Raw genomic sequence first — 17,779 nt, 5'->3', positions numbered from 1 at the left:
GGTTCCCCCCAGCGACCTCCTGGAAGAATCACCAAGGGAACCATATTTTCCTGTATCATTAAGGATGTGTGATGAATATAGGAATATTCACTGTCCGCAGTACACTATTGGCATCACTTCTATGAAAGAAGCGGGATACCTTACTCCGGTTGTATGCCCCGTAAGTCACCAAACAATCAGTTCTGTTTATTAATAATCCCAGCAACTCTGTTGAAGGCTCGCCTTTCAATACAGTAAACCGTACTTCATCATAGTGATGATCCAGATATTCCCTGATGAGTTTTTCTGATGGTATAGCGGTACTATTCCCTTCCGCTACATATACCACATTCACAGGCATATCAGAAAAATATGGAAAAAGCCGGGTAAATTCCCGGATAGCATAGGTGGATGAATAAGATCCGTTATAAGAAAATACTATTTCCTTCAGCGGCGAAACTTTTTCCGGCAATACCATCACCGGACATTCTGCATCTGCCAATACCTCTTTTACAAAAATAGGAGGATCTGTTTCATACACTGCGGCAAAAGAGGTGCTGTTATTGATAAGTAACAGATCGGCAAACCTGCTTTCTGCAATTATTTCGTTGGCTGCGTAGCCGGTAGATTCTCTGATATTAAAATCTATCCTACTATTACTACACATTTTTTGGAACAGTTCCAACTGCTGCTTCATAAGCCTCTCCCGCTCTGTGACACTTTCCAATATTATCGGGTCATAATTAAGTGCATATAATTCCGGATATGCACTTGCAAGGGGGATATACTGTGCGGCAATATTCTCCAGGAAAATAGCGGTTACTTTACCTTTTACTTCTTTGGCTATGTATTCGAAACCGTCCATTTGCTCCTCTGAAAAATGGAAAGCATCAATAGCTGCAAGTATTTTTTTCATACGATTAAAATTTAGACTGCTAATCTACCTCCGGAAGACTTTGCAAAAAATGAGCCTGCTCACCTCAAAACATGATTATAATTAGTACCAGTGCAAAGGGTGATAACGGAATGATTGAAAACAACCAGGTGACTAACCGCTATCATTGTCTTTTTATTGTGACCGGAATAATTTGGATCATTATTAATCATAAAAACCAAACCTCATGCGTGGCAATATTTTCTCTCCGGAATCCCTTGTTTCCAATGGAATCGCCCTCATCTTGCTGATACTGGCTATCAGGAAACCGGTTGCTTGCCGGCTATTATTATGTTTTATTTTTATAGGCGCGTCATTTGTAAATGCCTTCATGGCCATCTATCATCCCGACCGCTACCTTATCTATGGGGAACTGGCTGCATTATCATCCTACGAACAATTTATCATGGGTGCATTCAGCCGGCACATTACTACCTATGTGCTGATGATTGCAGCAGGGCAGTTTTGCATAGGCATTTTTTTAACGAGCAAAGGAAAACTGCTGAAAGCCAGTTTGGCCAGCGCGGCTATTTTTCTCATAGCAATTGCTCCTCTTGGGGCTGGGTCAGCATTTCCATGCACACTCTTATTGGCGGCAGCGTGCCTGATACTTTTATTCAAACACACGTCTATTGCCTTATCAAACATATGGCTCTCAAAGATCTGGAAATAGCATTAAATGGCTTATTCTCCAATAACGCATGATTATGAGCCTAATAATGTGCTATAAAAACGGGTTGAGTTAATAATTGCACCACTGTTCCCGCATGACTGGGAGCCAACAGGTTAGATAATACCCCTCTCCCATATGCTCCCATCACTACAAATACCTTTTCTTTCACCAGTAGGTACTCCAGCAACCGTGCCCTTACATTTCCATCTTCCAGGGTAACCAGCTCAATATGATCATAGTGGCTTCCTAACCATTCCTTCAGTTTGTATTTATCCCCTTTTACCTTTCCTCCGGGATGAGTTACACTGAGTATAGTTACCTTTTTATCCCCGAGCTGAGGAAAAAGGTGTATGAATTGCTTAATAGCAAAAACGGAGGACCGGCTACCATCATAGGTAAAGATGATTTCATCCACGCCGTCAAATCTTTCAGGGGCAATTATTACCGGACATTCTGCCTCCTGAAGTACTTCCTTTACAAAAGAGGTAGGTGTAGTCTCACGTACCGATGTAAATGAAGTGGTTACATCTATTACGATCAGATCAGCATACCGGCTTTCAGTAATCACTTCCGCCAGAGGAACACCATTATCTTTGTGAATAGCACAGTTAACGCCTCCTGTTTCGCAGGCATTTCTAAAATGCCTGATGTTTTCCTCGCAGTAATGATCTTTTAATGCGCTTGCTGATACCCCTGGAAGGGTATTGCCCACAGCAGTTTCTATAATTTCCTGCCGGGATCTCGCTTCCTGTTCCTTGTTTTCCAGAAAAACACCGGTGAGTCTGGAATGGGTAAGATTACAAACAAAAACACCGAAATCAAGACATCGGGTATTTAGTTTAATAGCATCTGTTACATAAAGTATCTTTTCCATAAAAGTGTTTTTAAAGTGCAGTGAGTAATAAACCAGTATTCTATTCCACTCAGCAGTATGTATTTAATCAAATTTTCATGCTCACTAAATTATCTCGCCCCATCCAGCCAAAAAATGACGACACTCAAGCCTCTACATGATTATCGTCATACCAGCCCTTTCCGGAAATAGACAACCGGAATCATAGCAATGGCTGACAGCTGTCATTGTTCCGCTATCATCAACCGGATACCTTTGGAATAAAACGCTGTATGGAAAAGATAATACTGGTGATATTAGGAGCTGCCCCGGCCCCCAATGCATTAAACTTTGCCTGCTACCTCTCAGATTTAACCCGGTCAAGACTGACTGGTTTATTCTTTCAAAAGGATCTATATACCGAGCAGCCAGCTTTAAAGCAATTATACGGTATGACCTACGTAGAAAGCATTGTTTCCGGAGATTTACCGGAGCACAATGTAAAGAAGAGGCAAATAGAGGAACACATGCGGAATTTTAAGGAAAACTGCGAAGAAAAGGGCATCCAGGCTTCCACGCGTTATATACAGGAACCTATACTGGAAGAAATTATTTCAGAGAGTAGATTCTCGGACCTGATTATTGTGGATGCAGCCGTTTCTTATACTACGGAAGCAAAAGATATACCAGCCACCCTGCTGAAAGAAATTTTATCATCGGCCCAATGTCCAGTTATCATTGCACCGGTAATACAGGAACCAATTGAAGAAATTGTCTTTTGTTATGATGGCAGCCCGTCTTCTATATTTGCTATGAAACAACTGACCTACCTTTTGCCAGAACTAACTGAATCCAGGGGTACTGTATTACAGATACAAAAAGAAGGAGAAGTAGCTCCCTCTGAGAAAAAAATGATCACAACCTGGCTGAGTAAACATTTCACTTATTCCGATTTCACAGTTTTAAAAGGGAATACGGAAGACGAATTATTTACCTATCTCCTGAAAAAGAAGCATGCTCTTATCGTTATGGGCGCTTACGGGCGAGGCATCGTATCCCGGTTTTTCAAGCATAGTCATGCCGACCTCCTGATAAAAACATTAGCTTATCCCGTATTTATAACACATTACTAAAATAAAAATACATTTTATGAAAACAGATATTGATTTACAGAAAGACGTTATGGAAGAACTACAATGGGACCCTTTATTGCTTAGTACTGAAGTGGGTACTACCGTAAAAGATGGCATCGTTACCTTAATGGGACATGTAAATAACTATGGGCAGAAGCTTGCTGCTGAAAATGCTGCCAAGCGGGTAAAAGATGTAAAAGCGGTAGCCGTAGATATTGACATTAAGCTTCCATTGGGGCATGAAAGAACAGATGCGGACATTGCTGCTGCCGCCTTAAATGCCCTTAAATGGAGCAGCTTTGTACCAGAAGAATGTATAAAATTGACAGTAGAAAACGGACGCATTACCCTGGAAGGAGAAGTAGAATGGCAATTTCAGAAAAAATCAGCCACCAGTGCCCTTAAAAATTTGATAGGACTGCAAGGTATCAACAATCACCTTAAAGTAAAGCCCCAAATAACCCCCATCATTGTAAAAGATGTTATAAGAAAAGCCCTCGAGCGCAGAGCAGATATTGAAGCCGATCGTATTGACATCATAACAGATGGTGGCAGGATCACACTAAAAGGAAATGTGCGTTCCTGGACAGAAAAAACAGCGGTAGAACAGGCTGTATGGTCTACTCCTGGTGTAATAGAGGTAAAAGATGAGTTACGCGTTTCTCTGCTATAAATACGGCAGCTATTTTGTTATAATCAAGTTAACGTTATGGTCTTTTGACCTCTTTTAAACGCAAAATCGTCCGGATTACTACCTTTTCACAACATTTAAAACCAATAAAATGTTAGGACAGTTGACTATTGAAGAAATTGACCTGCTACTATCCCGTAATCTTACCGGCCGTATTGGCTGTACAGACGGAAGTAAAGTATACATTGTACCAGTAAGCTATGCCTTTAATGGCACCTACATTATTGCACACTCAAAAGAAGGGATGAAAATTAGCATGATGCGGCAACATCCACAGATATGCTTCCAGGTGGATGAAATAGACAATCTGACTAACTGGCGTAGTATTATTTTATGGGGCACTTACGAAGAAGTGATAGATCAGAAGGAAAAATACTACGCTATGAAATTTCTTATAGGCCACCTGATGAAGCAAAAAACAAAGGTTAGTGAAACCGCAGGTCTGGCCGAAATGCACCATGAAATGGAATATGCGCATACCGGGGAAAATACGATAAGACCTATTGTATACCGGATCAGAATAAAAGAAAAAACCGGCCGGTTTGAAAAACAGCCGGTTGATTAACATGTTAAAAAAATTATAGTAAAACAGGTAATGTTTTATTATCCGGATAAAGCTGCTCTTCCGCCTTTATAATATTAGCAATTCCCTTCAATAATGCATCCGGATTAAATGATATGCTGTTAATACCTTGTGCCACCAGTAATGCAGCAAAGTCTGGCAAATCACTGGGGGCTTGTCCGCAAAGCCCTACAGGCTTGCCTGCTTTCTTAGCCGCTTCCAGCATCATCGTGATCATCTTAAGAGAAGCAGCATCTTCTTCATTAAAAAGGCCGGCTACCAACACCGAATCCCGGTCTACCCCAAGGGTAAGCTGTGTGAGATCATTGGAACCAATGGAAAACCCATCAAAGATATCTGCAAATTTATCGGCTTCCAGCACATTGGATGGCAGTTCTGCCATTACATATACCTTTAGCCCATTTTCATGTTGTTTCAATCCAAAGGATGCCATAACTGCTAGTACCTTCCTGCCTTCTTCCACCGTACGGCAGAAAGGAATCATTACTTTTACATTAGTAAACCCCATCTCTTCCCGTACCATTTTAATAGCTGCACATTCAAGGCTGAATCCTTCCTTGTATAATGGATGATAATAACGAGAAGCTCCCCGGAAACCCAGCATAGGATTTTCTTCTTCAGGTTCAAACTCTTTTCCACCAAGCAACTGTGCATATTCATTGGTCTTAAAGTCACTCATTCTAACAATTACATCTTTTGGATAAAATGCCGCCGCTATTGTAGCTATACCTGCTGATAGCTTTTCAATGAAAAACTTCTGCTTGTCTTCATATTGTCTGGTTATTTCAGCTATCCTCGCCTTAGCACCTTCATCATTCAACTTATCAAAATGCACCAGTGCCATTGGATGTATATTGATAGCATGTGTAATAATGAACTCCATTCTTAATAACCCTACCCCATTATTGGGATAAAATGATAATTCAAAAGCCCTGCCAGGGTCACTGATAATCATCATAGCTTCCGTCTGTTGCGGTAACTTCAGCTTATCCGCATCCACCACAATGGTGGTATACTCCAGCTCTCCTTCATATACATGTCCTGTTTTCCCTTCACAGCAGGATACCGTAATCACTGTCCCATCTTTTATTTTCATTGTGGCATTCCCAGTCCCTACAATAGCTGGAACGCCCTGTTCCCTGGCTACAATGGATGCATGGCTGGTTCTTCCTCCAGAATCGGTAACAATGGCCCCAGCCCTTTTTAATACCGGATCCCAATCAGGGCTGGTGGTACCAGTAATAATGATCTCACCTGGCTGAAGCTGCGCAGCCTCTTCTGGTGATTGCAAAATACGTGCGATACCTGTAGCTACCTTATTCCCTATGGCTTCTCCCTGTACCAGGCTAATACCTTTTCCTATCAGGCTATATACCTTATTATCCTTCTTTTTCGAAGAATGTATCGTCTCTGGGCGGGCCTGTAATATGTATAATTCCCCACTAATACCATCCCTGGCCCATTCTATATCCATCGGACAATGATAATGTTCTTCTATTAACATACCCCAGCGCGCTAATTGTAATACTTCAGCATCAGAAAGCACCAGCCGCTCCCTATCTTCCGGCAGCGTGTCACGGTTTACTGTTTGCGCTACAGCCCCGGGATCTGATGCATAAGACAAAGTCTTCGCTTTTTCTCCTATCTTTTTCTGTATGATAGCCTGTTTTCCCTGGATCAAAGTAGGTTTAAACACATAATACTCATCCGGCATGACTGTGCCTTGTACAATATTCTCCCCTAGTCCCCATACCCCCGTAAGCAATATAACATCCCTGAAGCCAGATTCAGGATCCAGCGTAAATCCTACCCCCGAACATCCCAGATCAGACCTAACCATTTTCTGGACACCAATAGACAATGCTACTTTGCTATGCTCAAAACCATTATCCTCCCGGTATTTAATAGCCCTATCAGTATACAGAGATGCAAAGCAGCGGTGCACAGCTTTCAGCAGGGCGGTATCTCCGGTAATATTGAGATAAGACTCATGCTGGCCTGCAAAACTAGCCGTAGGCAAATCTTCTGCCGTAGCACTACTCCGGACTGCCACCGCTATAGGTGCTGTTCCACTGAGGGATTTATACGCTGCAAGTATCTCTTCACAAATGATATCTGGTATATTAGCCTGTAATATCAGGTCACGCGCCGCAGCTCCTATAGCCATAAGATTGGAATAGTTATTCCTATCTAACTGTGCCATTAGCTGCGCTAAACGGGGCATCAACTGATTTTGATCCAGAAAGTACTGAAAAGCAAAAGCAGTAGTGGCAAACCCATCTGGTACTCTTATTCCCGCCGTAGCCAAATGAGCAATCATCTCCCCCAGGGAAGCATTCTTTCCTCCAACCACCCCCACATCTGACAATCCAATAGTTCTAAATTCTCTGATGATCTTAGTCATGTTAAAGCGTATTTTAATGCTCTTGAATTTATTCAACGGGTTCCTCCGGGAAATTAAAACGATGCCGTTCCGCTGGTTTACCCTCTTCATTTAATTGTTTCAAGGTCCGGTTATCTGTCCGGGTGGTAGTCAGCCACAGGTCACCAGCCCTGCGTAATACCTGTATGTGCAGGCCTAATCCCTTCCTGAAATCCGATTCAAGCTGTGCTGCAGTAAGATGTTCGCTGATATCTATCCAGCCAAAAGAATTGGCCATTCTCACCTTTTCAATAGGCATGTCCGGGGATATTCTTTCATCTGCAGGAGATCCCTTACCGATTTCATGCGAATTCCGGTAAAACTCCAGCTTCAGATAAGGATAAATTTTCTGAAAATCATGCTGAATGTGTTTGATAATAGCTTCCTCACTAATATATATTTTCATAGTACTTCCATTTATGTACAATTGTACACCAGTATTATTTCCCCTGCAATGAGAACAATCAGTATAGGGCATGATAGCCGTCATATATCAACACTTTAAACTGTTGCAATTTGAATTGCATTCGTACATAAACAGTTACAATATGTCAGCAACAACACAAAGCAAACAGGAAATCCCTGGACAAAACAGTGTCTTTAACGGTAATGAAGAAAAATATTTCCTGGAAGGTCCGCGGTCCAGGATCCGTGAATTCCAGTTTGTCCTCAACGTATTATTTGAGTTTATCCGCGGCTTCCGGGTATTCCATTTTACAGGTCCCTGCATTGCTGTTTTTGGTTCTGCCAGGGTAAAACCTGGCTCGGAGCATTATGAAATGGCCATGCAGATGGGCGCAGGAATTGCCCGGATGGGCTTTACCGTAATGACAGGTGGTGGCCCAGGCATTATGGAAGCTGCTAATCGGGGTGCCATACTGGCCGGGGGAAAATCAGTAGGTTGTAATATCCGCCTTCCCCATGAACAATTACCTAATACATGGACGCAAACACTCTTCAGTTGCAAATACTTCTTTGTACGTAAAGTATTGATGTTTAAGTACTCCTATGGATTTGTGATTATGCCGGGAGGGATCGGAACGTTGGATGAATTCTTTGAGGCACTAACATTGATACAAACCCATAAAATTCTTAACTTTCCAATAGTATTAATAAATAAAAGTTTTTGGGAACCAGTCATGCCCTTATTTCATAAAATGCTGGAAGAATATATGATAGAACCTGAAGTACTGAAATATTTATTATTCACTGATTCTGTAGAAGAAGGGCTGGCTCATATACGAGAGTATGCTTTTGCCAAATACCAACTTAAACGCAAACAGATATTCCGACGTTTCTTTATGCTGGGAGAATAACACGGAAAATATCATTTACAGCTGTAAGTTATTTCTTTTAAACTATGAATTCAAAGATCAGCAACCTTAATATTGATCTTCAGCTATCTATCCTGACAACCATCATGGAACAGGTGCCCTGTCTTGTAGCCATAAGAGACCAAAGTAATGGTGAGGTCATATATATCAATGAAACAGGGATAAAAATGCTCGGCACAAAGGATTTGTCTTTGCTGAAAATCATCATGGACCAAAATAACCTGGGCTGTTGCAACACTATTAATGATGATTCACTATTCTTGAAAGAACAGCGATGGACCAACCTGAAAGGCGAATTTTTCTCCGGTATCTATGAGGGAGCTACCTTTCAGAATGATTATAAGACCTATTGCTTCTTTCGTATTACGGATATCTTGCCTGACCGGCATTTTAAGCAACAACTAAATAAAGAACTGCAACGCTTTGGCGCCCTGTTTAACTATGCCAGTATAGGAATACTGGTAACCAACGAGCAAGGTGGAATCGTAATGATTAACGAGTTTGCTTTAAAACAATTTGGTTATTCTCGGGAAGAGCTGGTAGGGCAAAAAGTGGAAATGCTGATACCACAACGTGCACATCACAAACATGAAGCACATCGTCAACGCTATAATCATAAACCGCAAAGCAGACCAATGGGCATTGGGCTCGATTTGTTTGCCGTCCGTAAAGACGGCTCTGAGTTCCCCGTGGAAATTAGCCTTAGCCATTATCAAAATGAAGAAGGCGCTTTCGTCATCGCTTATATTAATAATATTACCGAAAGAAAAAAAGCAGAAGCAAGCATTGAAAAACTTAATAATGAACTGGAAGATATTGTAGAAGAACGGACTGGTCAGCTTAGAAAAGCCCTGGATGCATTAGAGTCATCCAAAGAAGAACTAACTACCGCCCTGGGAAAAGAAAAAGAACTCAGCGAATTAAAGTCCCGTTTTGTTTCAATGGCATCTCACGAATTCAGAACACCACTTAGCACTATACTCTCTTCGGCATTCCTCATAAAACAATATACAACAGAAGCAGACCAATCTAAACGCGACAAGCATATACAACGTATCGTAAACTCCATAGGAATGCTCACGGATACATTAAATGATTTTCTTTCTGTGGGTAAGATTGAGGAAGGAAAAATCCAGGTAAGGATCAGTAACTTTAATATAACAGAACATATTAATGCTGTAATTCAGGAAATGCAGGGTATCGCTATGGAAGGACAAGAGATACTTTACAGGCACACTGGGGAAGAAGGCTTATCACTGGACCCGACCCTGTTAAAGCATATTGTAATGAACCTTCTTGGAAATGCTATCAAGTTTTCCGGACCTACTGATACCATCAGCATAAATACAGAGAAAAACGCAAATCATTTTACACTGGCAATTAAAGATAATGGCATAGGCATGTCTCAGGAAGATCAACAACATCTGTTTGAAAGGTTTTACCGGGGAGCCAATGCCAGCAACATTCAAGGTACGGGACTGGGTTTACATATTGTGAGCAAATATAGTGAGTTAATGAATGGTAGCATTTCCTGTGAAAGTGAATTAGGTACAGGCACGATTTTTACGATCGTTTTTTCTTTATATCCTCCAACGAACGTTTAATAATATGAAAAAAATTATTTTGATTGAAGACAATACAGAGATCAGGGAAAATACTGCAGAAATACTTGATCTGGCAGGCTACGAAGTACTTACAGCACCCAATGGAAAAATTGGCATGGAGCTGGTTATCCAACACAACCCAGACCTGGTGGTATGCGATATTATGATGCCCGTGCTAGATGGTTTCGGAGTATTACATCTGTTACAACGTAATGAACAAACCCAACACATACCTTTTATCTTTCTTACCGCGCGTTCCGAAAGAGCAGATTTCCGGAAAGGAATGGAAATGGGAGCAGATGATTATATTGTTAAACCATTCAGTGGAACCGACCTACTGAATGCTGTGGAAAGAAGAATAAAAAAAGCGGAATTAAAAAACCGGGAATTCCCACATGACTTACAGGGGCTAAACAACCTTATGCTGGAAGCTACAGGAAAAGAAACATTAAAATCATTGAGTGAAGGACGCAATATTGATAAATACAGGAAAAAACAAACCATTTACACAGAAGGTAACCATCCTACGCGCCTGTTTTACATTCAAAAAGGAAAGGTAAAAACCTACAAAAGAAATGACGAAGGGAAAACACTGGTCGTAGATCTTTATAATACCGGGGATTTTCTCGGGCATATTGCTTTGCTGGAAGGGACCAATTACAAAGAAACAGCAGAAGCTATGGAAGATTGCGAAATTGCCATCATCCCACTTGAGGATTTTGAGGAACTCCTCAACCACAATCATGACGTTGCCGTGCAATTTGTACGTATGCTGGCAAAAAACATTACTGCTAAAGAACAGCAGCTATTAGGGTTGGCTTATAACTCCCTCCGAAAAAAAGTAGCGGAAGCTCTTATCAATCTACAAAGGAAATATAAACAACAAAAAGAAACATACTACCCAATTGACATTAGCCGTGACAATCTGGCTACCATAGCAGGTACAGCTACGGAATCACTTATTCGTACCCTTGGAGATTTTCGGGAAGAAAAACTTATAGATATAAAAGAAGGAGCCATTATCATTCTGAATGAACAAAGATTATCCAACATATTATACTAAGCAGGCATATTGCCTGACGCATAACTGGCAAACTCCTGACTTAGTTTGTCAAAGTTTTCCTTTATATGTCCAATCTTAATTCCCAGATCCTTATGTTGATCAGCTAGATTTGAATGGTTTGGACTATGCTCCTTTTCAATTTCTTGCAACAAATGCTGATGTTCTAATACCTCGTGCCTCAAAAGGCTGATCCGCTCATCTATTTTTAAAAACCTGTTCTGAAAATATTCCGGATATTCCAACTGATCTTTATGCAAACCATTCAATAACATATGGGCTAATAATAATTTGAAACGGATCGTTTCTTCCTCCAAAATCTTTAATTTATTCCTCCAAACCTCAGTTTCAGAAATAAACTCTTGTATATGAGACATCTTATTTAGTTTAACGCTATCTTTTCTTATTTGATTTGTGAACAATATAAGCAGCCAGTAATAATGAAAGTATGATTGTCGTCACCCTTCCCTATGATTGCCATCAGTAATACTATAACTAATTGATATGCTAAATCCCTGTTGTTTATCAAATATTATTACCTATAAAGGCATTAATCACAAACAGTTCAAAATTAATACCATTTAACACCGTAGCCTATGATTTTAGTTAGCAAATAACATGATTACTGTCACAATCCTATTAAGTCCGGCTACCGTAAACAGGTGCTGACATTAATCATAACGCCGGCTGACCCTCATCATAGACAGATTAGTCCTTCGCTTGTACCTTTAAATGGTCCAAAAATGAGAGTCATCATGGGAGTCATCTTATCAATTCAAATAAAATGTTATGAAAAAAGTATTATTAGTGACTGACGGTGAAAGCTTTTCTGAAGGAGCGTTTGAATTTTCCCGTAAAATGAATGAGCAAATACCTATATTATTATCAGGTGTTTTCCTGCCGCAACTTGAATTTATCCATAATATGGATGACACTTCTGCATTTGTACCAGTAACTACATTTAACACCTCTTCTAAACAAAGTATTGAAATATTCAAACAGCAATGTATTAGATATAACATCGAGTTTAATATTCACAACAAACTATCCGGTTACGCATTACCAGAGTTGTCAAAAGAAACGCGGTTTGCTGATCTAATGATCTTGGGCAGCGAGAAATTCCATGGCGCAATGAACTTATATGGCCCCTATGAATACCTCAATGAAGCACTACATCATTCAGAATGCCCTGCTATAGTAGTCCCCGAAAAATTCACATTCCCCGAAAGCGTGGTACTCACTTATGATGGTAGTGCCTCCGCCGCCTATGCTATTAGGAGTTTTACGTACTTATTCCCTCAACTTTGCAGTAGACGTGCGTTATTAGTCTATAGTAGTGAAAAGAACGAAACTGAAATCCCTGAAGCAGATAATATACTGGAGCTGGTAGCACATCATTTTCCGAACCTGGTCATTCAAAAACTGGATGTAAATCCTAAAAAATATTTTTCCACCTGGCTGGCTGATATTAATCGTCCTATTTTAGTAACCGGGGCCTATGGCAGGTCTGCATTTTCAAGATCCATTAAAAAGAGTTTTATATCTGATATCATCCAGGAACATCAACTTCCAATCTTTATTGCTCATAAATAAGCAAAACTTATCTCCCAATAAAAGGTTAAGTCACAGGTATAAAAAAATTCAAGACATGATTTTAAAAAGGCCTACAGTCAAATTGAATAAATACGATGCTGCCTTTACTATATACTCTTTAATTTAACTAATATCATTACCTTAACTGACAACCATCATTTCCCCTGTTTATACAATTAATTAACTTTAATAAGGATTGATAGCTAATAGGAATGGTTCCAGGCGTTAAGAGAGTAGTTATTGGCTGTAAAATTAAAATCCAACAAGATGAAATCAGAAAAATTTGATATCACAGTGTATCATAAAGGGCAACCTGTTAGGGTTCCTGTAAAGATATCCCACATGAATAGAAATTGTAAAATAAGTGCTGTAGTGGATGGTTTTGAAATTACCTATATACAAGACCCTCGTCACGATGGGCTTTATCCAACTTGTCTTCAAAAAGATTTTGATATGGAACTGCTTTACCGGATTGGTAATGAAATAGCCAAACAAAGGTTACTAAACAATTTTTCTTTTTAAACGGGATCTATAATTTAAAAAGTCTCCTTTATAATAATATTTAAGCAATTGTAATTGTTTTATCGAGATACACTTCCTGCACTGCCCTTAGAAGTTGTACCCCCTCATTAAAAGGGCGCTGAAATGCTTTACGTCCCAGGATCAATCCACTCCCACCTGCCCGCTTATTGATCACTGCTGTTCTAACCGCTTCTGCAATATCAGATTTCCCGGAAGCACCACCTGAATTAATCAGCCCTATCTTACCCATATAACAATTGGCTACCTGCAAACGACAAAGGTCTATTGGATGATCAGTAGCTGTCATCCCATACATTTCATCATTAAACAATCCTTGTTTAAGCGCTTTAAATCCATAATTAGTGTCCGGTAACTTTTGCTTGATAACATCCGCCTGAATACTTACTCCTAAATAATTGGCCTGTCCTGTAATATCAGCAGCCTTATTATAATCCGCGCCCTGTTGGGTAAATGCCTCATTTCTTGTATAGCACCACAATATAGTTCCCATTCCAAGTTCATGAGCCCTTTCAAAGGCAATCGCTACTTCATTTAACTGTCGGCTACTTTGAAGCGAGCCAAAATATACAGTAGCCCCTACTGCAACAGCCCCCATGTTCCAGGCATCTTTCACTGTTCCATAAAATATCTGGTCGTATTTTACGGGGTGAGTTAAAAGTTCATTGTGATTCAGCTTAACAATAAAAGGAATTTTATGCGCATATTTCCGGGCATGTATACTTAATACTCCGAAAGAAGATGCTACTCCATTACAGCCTCCGGCTATTGCTAACTTAATAATGTTTTCAGGATCAAAATAATCAGGATTCTTATAAAATGAATAAATAGCACTATGTTCTATGCCCTGATCTACAGGTAGGATACTTAGATACCCGGAATTTCCAAGATTACCATGGGCATACAACTGAGACATGCTCCTGATTACAGGAATGTTTCTATTACTTTCATGAAAAACCTGCTCCCGCTGAAATGGGGTGCTTATCTGCTCCAGGCGGATTTTCGTACATTGGTACTCCAATAAATAAGCGGCCTCTGCTCCAAGATATCCGATGGTATTATTTGCCTGATTGTTCATATGTATTTTTTTATTCTCTTCACCAAAAAAGGAATAGCCCACTGGTATAATTTAGGGCCTTAACAGTTCTCTAAATCAGGTACTACTTTTTTCACTTCCTGCTAATCACTGTACTTCTTATTAAACCAATTTTTGATTATCTGTGTCAATATTAAATAAGCCATTAGTATGCCAGTAAGCCATAACCAGAAGGAGAAAGGTAAACGGACAAATCCTAATGCAGGGGCAAGGGGCGAAACTGTCAACCAAGCCCCTATAATAGCTATGCTTACAGATGTAATAATTAATGGCCAACTCGCCCGACTCTGAATGAAAGGGATTTTATTAGTACGAATCACATGAATAATCAATGATTGCGTAAAAATAGATTCCACAAACCAGCCTGTATGAAAAATAGCCGGGTTATGCCAGGCATTAAAAAAATGCCAAAGAATAAAAAAAGTTAAATAATCGAAAAATGAGCTAACAGGGCCAATAAAAAGAATGAAGCGGCGAATGTCTGCTATTCTCCATTTACGGGGTTTTATCAACCAATCAGTATCCACATTGTCTGTAGGGATCGTTGTCTGCGAAAAGTCGTATAATAAATTATTGGTTAAGACCTGGATGGGCAACATAGGCAAAAAAGGTAAAAAAGCACTTGCCCCCACTACACTCAGCATATTCCCAAAATTCGAACTGGCTGCCATCCTTATATATTTGATAATATTCCCGAACACCCGCCTCCCCTCCGATACCCCCTGCTCCAACACCAACAAGCTGTTTTCCAATAAAATTATATCAGAAGACTCTTTGGCAATATCTACTGCACTATTAACAGAAATCCCTACGTCTGCCGCCTTTAATGCTGGAGCATCATTAATTCCATCTCCCATAAACCCGGTTACATGCCCTTTATTTTGTAATGCCTTGACGATACGTTGTTTATGCACTGGTATTAACCTGGCAAAAATGTTGTAATTCATCACAACAGCGGCCAATGCATTGTCATCCATCTTTTCTACCTGGGAGCCCAATAGTATATGATCAGTCGATATTCCTACTTTTTTGCAAATACAGGTAGTAATGATTTCATTATCCCCTGTCAGTATCTTAACATCTACTTTCAACGCTGCTAACCGGGACAGTGCATTCACTGCGGAGGCTTTAGGAGGGTCCAGAAATAATAAAAGACCTAATAACACCAACCCAGACTCATCTTTTACGGTATAAACAGGAGTATCAGGAGCATCGGGCATCAATTTATAAGCCAGTCCTACTACTCTGAATCCCTGTGCATTTAGCTGTGCAATCCTTTCCAGACTTTGCTTACGGTGTTCAGGGAGCATCCCTGTTACCGTTCCATTTACCTCAACAAAACTACATAACTCCACTAGCCCTTCTACAGCTCCTTTGCAAATCAGCATATTTAGTCCTGACTTATCTTCCAGTACTACAGACATCCGCTTTCGTGCAAAATCAAAAGGAATTTCATCAATTTTTCTGAATTGCTCCCTGATATTCAATGCGGTATGCAACTCTTCATGGTCTAAAATAGCCTCATCCATCAGATTTTTCAATCCGGTGTGATGATAACTGTTGAGGTATCCGAAATCCAATACTTTCTGACTTGGATTACCTGCTACATCCAGATACTGCTCCAACACGATCCTCCCCTCAGTAAGCGTCCCTGTTTTGTCTGTACACAACACATCCATAGCTCCAAAGTTTTGAATGGCATTTAACCTTTTCACAATCACTTTTTTACGTGACATAGCTAATGCACCTTTAGACAGATTAACAGTCACAATCATAGGTAACATTTCTGGCGTAAGCCCAACAGCTACTGCCAATGCAAACAGGAATGCTTCCAACCAGTTGTGCCTGCCAAGCCCATTAATTAGAAATACCGCGGGTACCATGACGAGGATAAACCGGATCATTAACCAGGTAAAGCTGTTAATTCCTTTATCAAAACTAGTAGGTTCTTCCTGGCTCGTAATATGAGTAGCTAAAGAGCCCAAAGTCGTTTTATCTCCAGTATTAACCACCACAGCTGTCCCGGTTCCACTCTCAACATTTGATCCCATAAAACAAATGTTAGTGGCATCTGATCTATTAGCATCCACCACTAAACACTCTCCTGAGGACTTCTCTATAGGCATAGATTCTCCTGTTAGTACTGCCTGGTTTAAAAACAGATCTTTGGCAAAAAGTATCCGTACATCCGCAGGTACCATATCTCCGGCACCCAATCGAATAATATCTCCAGGCACCAACATCTTCATTGGCACTTCCTGCTCTTGCCCGTCTCTGCAAACAGTAGCATGTGTACTAACCAACGCTTTTAACTTATCTGCGGCCTTATCAGCCCTCATTTCCTGTACATAGCGCAAGACTACCCCAAGTATTACCATAATAAAAATGAGGATCATTGACCGGATATCCCCCGTCATCATTGATACTACCCCAAGTATTCCAAGCAGTATAACTAAAGGGTTCTTCAAATTTCGCCATAGTCTCAACCATGGAGACAACGGTTTTTCACTGGTTATTTCATTAAATCCATATTTATCTAAGCGATAATGCGCCACATCTGTTGATAACCCTCCAGGTAAATAACCTATTTGCCGCTGAATCTCTTCTAAGGGTTTATTTATAATATCATCTGTGGTATTACTCCGTTTTATCAATGGAACCTGCATAACTGCTGATTATATAAAATCTGTATCCTTATCTGCCACGTTCAAATAACAGCCCCTTCTTTTTTGCTTATGGCCTCTAACATCGGTAATAAAGCTTCTTTTGTCACATTGTTATAATCCGTTACAGATATTACCTCGCCTTTACTTTTTGAAAGTCTGGATCCTATTTTCAACAATAACTTATCTATCAAGGACAATTTGCTGAATTCAAGCTTACCTGGTAGAAAAAAGAAGGAGCAACAATTCCGGATCTCAATGCCAATATTCGCTTCAATATAGCCTTGCAATTTCTCTTGCTCCGAAGGTGGAGTGCCAGCTACCAGAAACAGGAATAACCTTTTGTTAACCAATACCTCCTGATGGGTCTTCAACCATTTTCTTAACTGTAATTTTCCAATATAAATACTGGTCCCCATAATGATGTAATCTGCATCCTCCAGCTGAGGTTTCGTTTCGTCACCTGCTGTTATAAAGGGTATATGCAGCATCTCTCCTAACCAGAGGGCATATTGACGAGTAGCACCATATTTGCCTTTATAAATAATAATCCCTTTCATCGCTCTTAATTTTAAGTATACGATAAGAAGTTGTATAAGCGGCTCTTTAATTATAAAACCCTGTCGTAGAACAGGGTTTTAT

At 40.1% G+C, this 17,779-nt stretch carries 17 protein-coding genes; 9 read left to right on the top strand and 8 right to left on the bottom strand.

What is annotated here, in order from left to right:
• Positions 1-58 precede the first annotated feature (58 nt).
• The gene (locus ABR189_RS05240) at positions 59-895 is read right to left on the bottom strand and encodes a hypothetical protein (protein WP_354659398.1); all 837 of its coding nucleotides are present in this window, start codon (positions 893-895) and stop codon (positions 59-61) included.
• 205 nt (positions 896-1,100) lie between these two features.
• Between ABR189_RS05240 and ABR189_RS05235 the strand changes: the two genes are divergently transcribed.
• Complete coding sequence (locus ABR189_RS05235; protein ID WP_354659397.1) at positions 1,101-1,586, top strand: hypothetical protein; 486 nt, start codon at positions 1,101-1,103, stop codon at positions 1,584-1,586.
• A 40-nt stretch (positions 1,587-1,626) separates the two neighbouring features.
• Here the strand turns inward: ABR189_RS05235 and ABR189_RS05230 are convergent, their stop codons facing one another.
• The gene (locus tag ABR189_RS05230) at positions 1,627-2,460 is read right to left on the bottom strand and encodes a universal stress protein (RefSeq protein WP_354659396.1); all 834 of its coding nucleotides are present in this window, start codon (positions 2,458-2,460) and stop codon (positions 1,627-1,629) included.
• A 251-nt stretch (positions 2,461-2,711) separates the two neighbouring features.
• On the opposite strand from ABR189_RS05230, the gene ABR189_RS05225 reads away from it, so the two are divergent.
• The 3 genes from ABR189_RS05225 (at position 2,712) to ABR189_RS05215 (ending at position 4,807) form a co-directional block, all read left to right on the top strand.
• Entirely contained in the window at positions 2,712-3,551 is an 840-nt protein-coding gene (locus ABR189_RS05225) for a universal stress protein (protein WP_354659395.1), read from the top strand.
• 16 nt (positions 3,552-3,567) lie between these two features.
• A complete protein-coding gene (locus tag ABR189_RS05220) occupies positions 3,568-4,224 on the top strand; it encodes a BON domain-containing protein (RefSeq protein ID WP_354659394.1) in 657 nt (218 codons plus the stop codon).
• A gap of 109 nt (positions 4,225-4,333) precedes the next feature.
• Complete coding sequence (locus ABR189_RS05215; RefSeq protein ID WP_354659393.1) at positions 4,334-4,807, top strand: pyridoxamine 5'-phosphate oxidase family protein; 474 nt, start codon at positions 4,334-4,336, stop codon at positions 4,805-4,807.
• A 13-nt stretch (positions 4,808-4,820) separates the two neighbouring features.
• On the opposite strand, the gene ppsA is transcribed toward ABR189_RS05215, so the two are convergent.
• Together ppsA and ABR189_RS05205 are read right to left on the bottom strand one after the other, a co-directional pair.
• Entirely contained in the window at positions 4,821-7,229 is a 2,409-nt protein-coding gene (ppsA, locus tag ABR189_RS05210) for a phosphoenolpyruvate synthase (protein WP_354659392.1), read from the bottom strand.
• 28 nt (positions 7,230-7,257) lie between these two features.
• The gene (locus ABR189_RS05205) at positions 7,258-7,653 is read right to left on the bottom strand and encodes a hypothetical protein (protein WP_354659391.1); all 396 of its coding nucleotides are present in this window, start codon (positions 7,651-7,653) and stop codon (positions 7,258-7,260) included.
• Between the two features lie 142 nt (positions 7,654-7,795).
• On the opposite strand from ABR189_RS05205, the gene ABR189_RS05200 reads away from it, so the two are divergent.
• From ABR189_RS05200 to ABR189_RS05190, 3 genes are read left to right on the top strand one after another with little or no spacing between them, the layout of a single operon-like run.
• Complete coding sequence (locus ABR189_RS05200) at positions 7,796-8,563, top strand: LOG family protein (protein WP_354659390.1); 768 nt, start codon at positions 7,796-7,798, stop codon at positions 8,561-8,563.
• Between the two features lie 44 nt (positions 8,564-8,607).
• A complete protein-coding gene (locus tag ABR189_RS05195) occupies positions 8,608-10,185 on the top strand; it encodes a sensor histidine kinase (RefSeq protein ID WP_354659389.1) in 1,578 nt (525 codons plus the stop codon).
• A gap of 4 nt (positions 10,186-10,189) precedes the next feature.
• Positions 10,190-11,248: a response regulator gene (locus ABR189_RS05190; protein WP_354659388.1), complete on the top strand. Its 1,059-nt coding sequence runs from the start codon at positions 10,190-10,192 to the stop codon at positions 11,246-11,248.
• Here ABR189_RS05190 and ABR189_RS05185 read toward each other — a convergent pair.
• The gene (locus tag ABR189_RS05185; RefSeq protein ID WP_354659387.1) at positions 11,245-11,622 is read right to left on the bottom strand and encodes a hypothetical protein; all 378 of its coding nucleotides are present in this window, start codon (positions 11,620-11,622) and stop codon (positions 11,245-11,247) included. The two genes, ABR189_RS05190 and ABR189_RS05185, sit on opposite strands and share 4 nt — an antisense overlap.
• A 412-nt stretch (positions 11,623-12,034) precedes the next feature.
• On the opposite strand from ABR189_RS05185, the gene ABR189_RS05180 reads away from it, so the two are divergent.
• A complete protein-coding gene (locus ABR189_RS05180) occupies positions 12,035-12,838 on the top strand; it encodes a hypothetical protein (protein WP_354659386.1) in 804 nt (267 codons plus the stop codon).
• A gap of 267 nt (positions 12,839-13,105) precedes the next feature.
• Positions 13,106-13,360, top strand: coding sequence for a hypothetical protein (locus ABR189_RS05175; protein ID WP_354659385.1), 255 nt, complete (start codon positions 13,106-13,108; stop codon positions 13,358-13,360).
• Positions 13,361-13,400: 40 nt separating this feature from the next.
• Here ABR189_RS05175 and ABR189_RS05170 read toward each other — a convergent pair whose 3' ends face one another.
• From ABR189_RS05170 to ABR189_RS05160, 3 genes are all read right to left on the bottom strand, one after another.
• On the bottom strand, positions 13,401-14,456 hold the full coding sequence (locus tag ABR189_RS05170) for a class I fructose-bisphosphate aldolase (RefSeq protein ID WP_354659384.1): 1,056 nt from the start codon (positions 14,454-14,456) through the stop codon (positions 13,401-13,403).
• A gap of 101 nt (positions 14,457-14,557) precedes the next feature.
• On the bottom strand, positions 14,558-17,140 hold the full coding sequence (gene mgtA / locus ABR189_RS05165) for a magnesium-translocating P-type ATPase (protein ID WP_354659383.1): 2,583 nt from the start codon (positions 17,138-17,140) through the stop codon (positions 14,558-14,560).
• A gap of 41 nt (positions 17,141-17,181) precedes the next feature.
• On the bottom strand, positions 17,182-17,697 hold the full coding sequence (locus ABR189_RS05160; RefSeq protein ID WP_354659382.1) for a flavodoxin domain-containing protein: 516 nt from the start codon (positions 17,695-17,697) through the stop codon (positions 17,182-17,184).
• Positions 17,698-17,779: the final 82 nt, after the last annotated feature.

The organism is Chitinophaga sp. H8, from assembly GCF_040567655.1.
GTDB classification, from domain to species: Bacteria; Bacteroidota; Bacteroidia; order Chitinophagales; family Chitinophagaceae; genus Chitinophaga; species Chitinophaga defluvii.
Note: the sequence above shows the minus strand (reverse complement) of the source record. Positions and strands in the feature narration are given on the sequence as shown.

Coding starts and splice junctions, on each gene's coding strand:
- ABR189_RS05160 (WP_354659382.1), bottom strand. CDS start 17,697: ATGAAAGGGATTATTATTTATAAAGGCAAATATGGTGCTACTCGTCAA.
- ABR189_RS05185 (WP_354659387.1), bottom strand. CDS start 11,622: ATGTCTCATATACAAGAGTTTATTTCTGAAACTGAGGTTTGGAGGAAT.
- ABR189_RS05235 (WP_354659397.1), top strand. CDS start 1,101: ATGCGTGGCAATATTTTCTCTCCGGAATCCCTTGTTTCCAATGGAATC.
- mgtA (WP_354659383.1), bottom strand. CDS start 17,140: ATGCAGGTTCCATTGATAAAACGGAGTAATACCACAGATGATATTATA.
- ABR189_RS05195 (WP_354659389.1), top strand. CDS start 8,608: ATGAATTCAAAGATCAGCAACCTTAATATTGATCTTCAGCTATCTATC.
- ABR189_RS05220 (WP_354659394.1), top strand. CDS start 3,568: ATGAAAACAGATATTGATTTACAGAAAGACGTTATGGAAGAACTACAA.
- ABR189_RS05170 (WP_354659384.1), bottom strand. CDS start 14,456: ATGAACAATCAGGCAAATAATACCATCGGATATCTTGGAGCAGAGGCC.
- ABR189_RS05215 (WP_354659393.1), top strand. CDS start 4,334: ATGTTAGGACAGTTGACTATTGAAGAAATTGACCTGCTACTATCCCGT.
- ABR189_RS05190 (WP_354659388.1), top strand. CDS start 10,190: ATGAAAAAAATTATTTTGATTGAAGACAATACAGAGATCAGGGAAAAT.
- ABR189_RS05175 (WP_354659385.1), top strand. CDS start 13,106: ATGAAATCAGAAAAATTTGATATCACAGTGTATCATAAAGGGCAACCT.
- ABR189_RS05240 (WP_354659398.1), bottom strand. CDS start 895: ATGAAAAAAATACTTGCAGCTATTGATGCTTTCCATTTTTCAGAGGAG.
- ABR189_RS05225 (WP_354659395.1), top strand. CDS start 2,712: ATGGAAAAGATAATACTGGTGATATTAGGAGCTGCCCCGGCCCCCAAT.
- ABR189_RS05205 (WP_354659391.1), bottom strand. CDS start 7,653: ATGAAAATATATATTAGTGAGGAAGCTATTATCAAACACATTCAGCAT.
- ppsA (WP_354659392.1), bottom strand. CDS start 7,229: ATGACTAAGATCATCAGAGAATTTAGAACTATTGGATTGTCAGATGTG.
- ABR189_RS05230 (WP_354659396.1), bottom strand. CDS start 2,460: ATGGAAAAGATACTTTATGTAACAGATGCTATTAAACTAAATACCCGA.
- ABR189_RS05180 (WP_354659386.1), top strand. CDS start 12,035: ATGAAAAAAGTATTATTAGTGACTGACGGTGAAAGCTTTTCTGAAGGA.
- ABR189_RS05200 (WP_354659390.1), top strand. CDS start 7,796: ATGTCAGCAACAACACAAAGCAAACAGGAAATCCCTGGACAAAACAGT.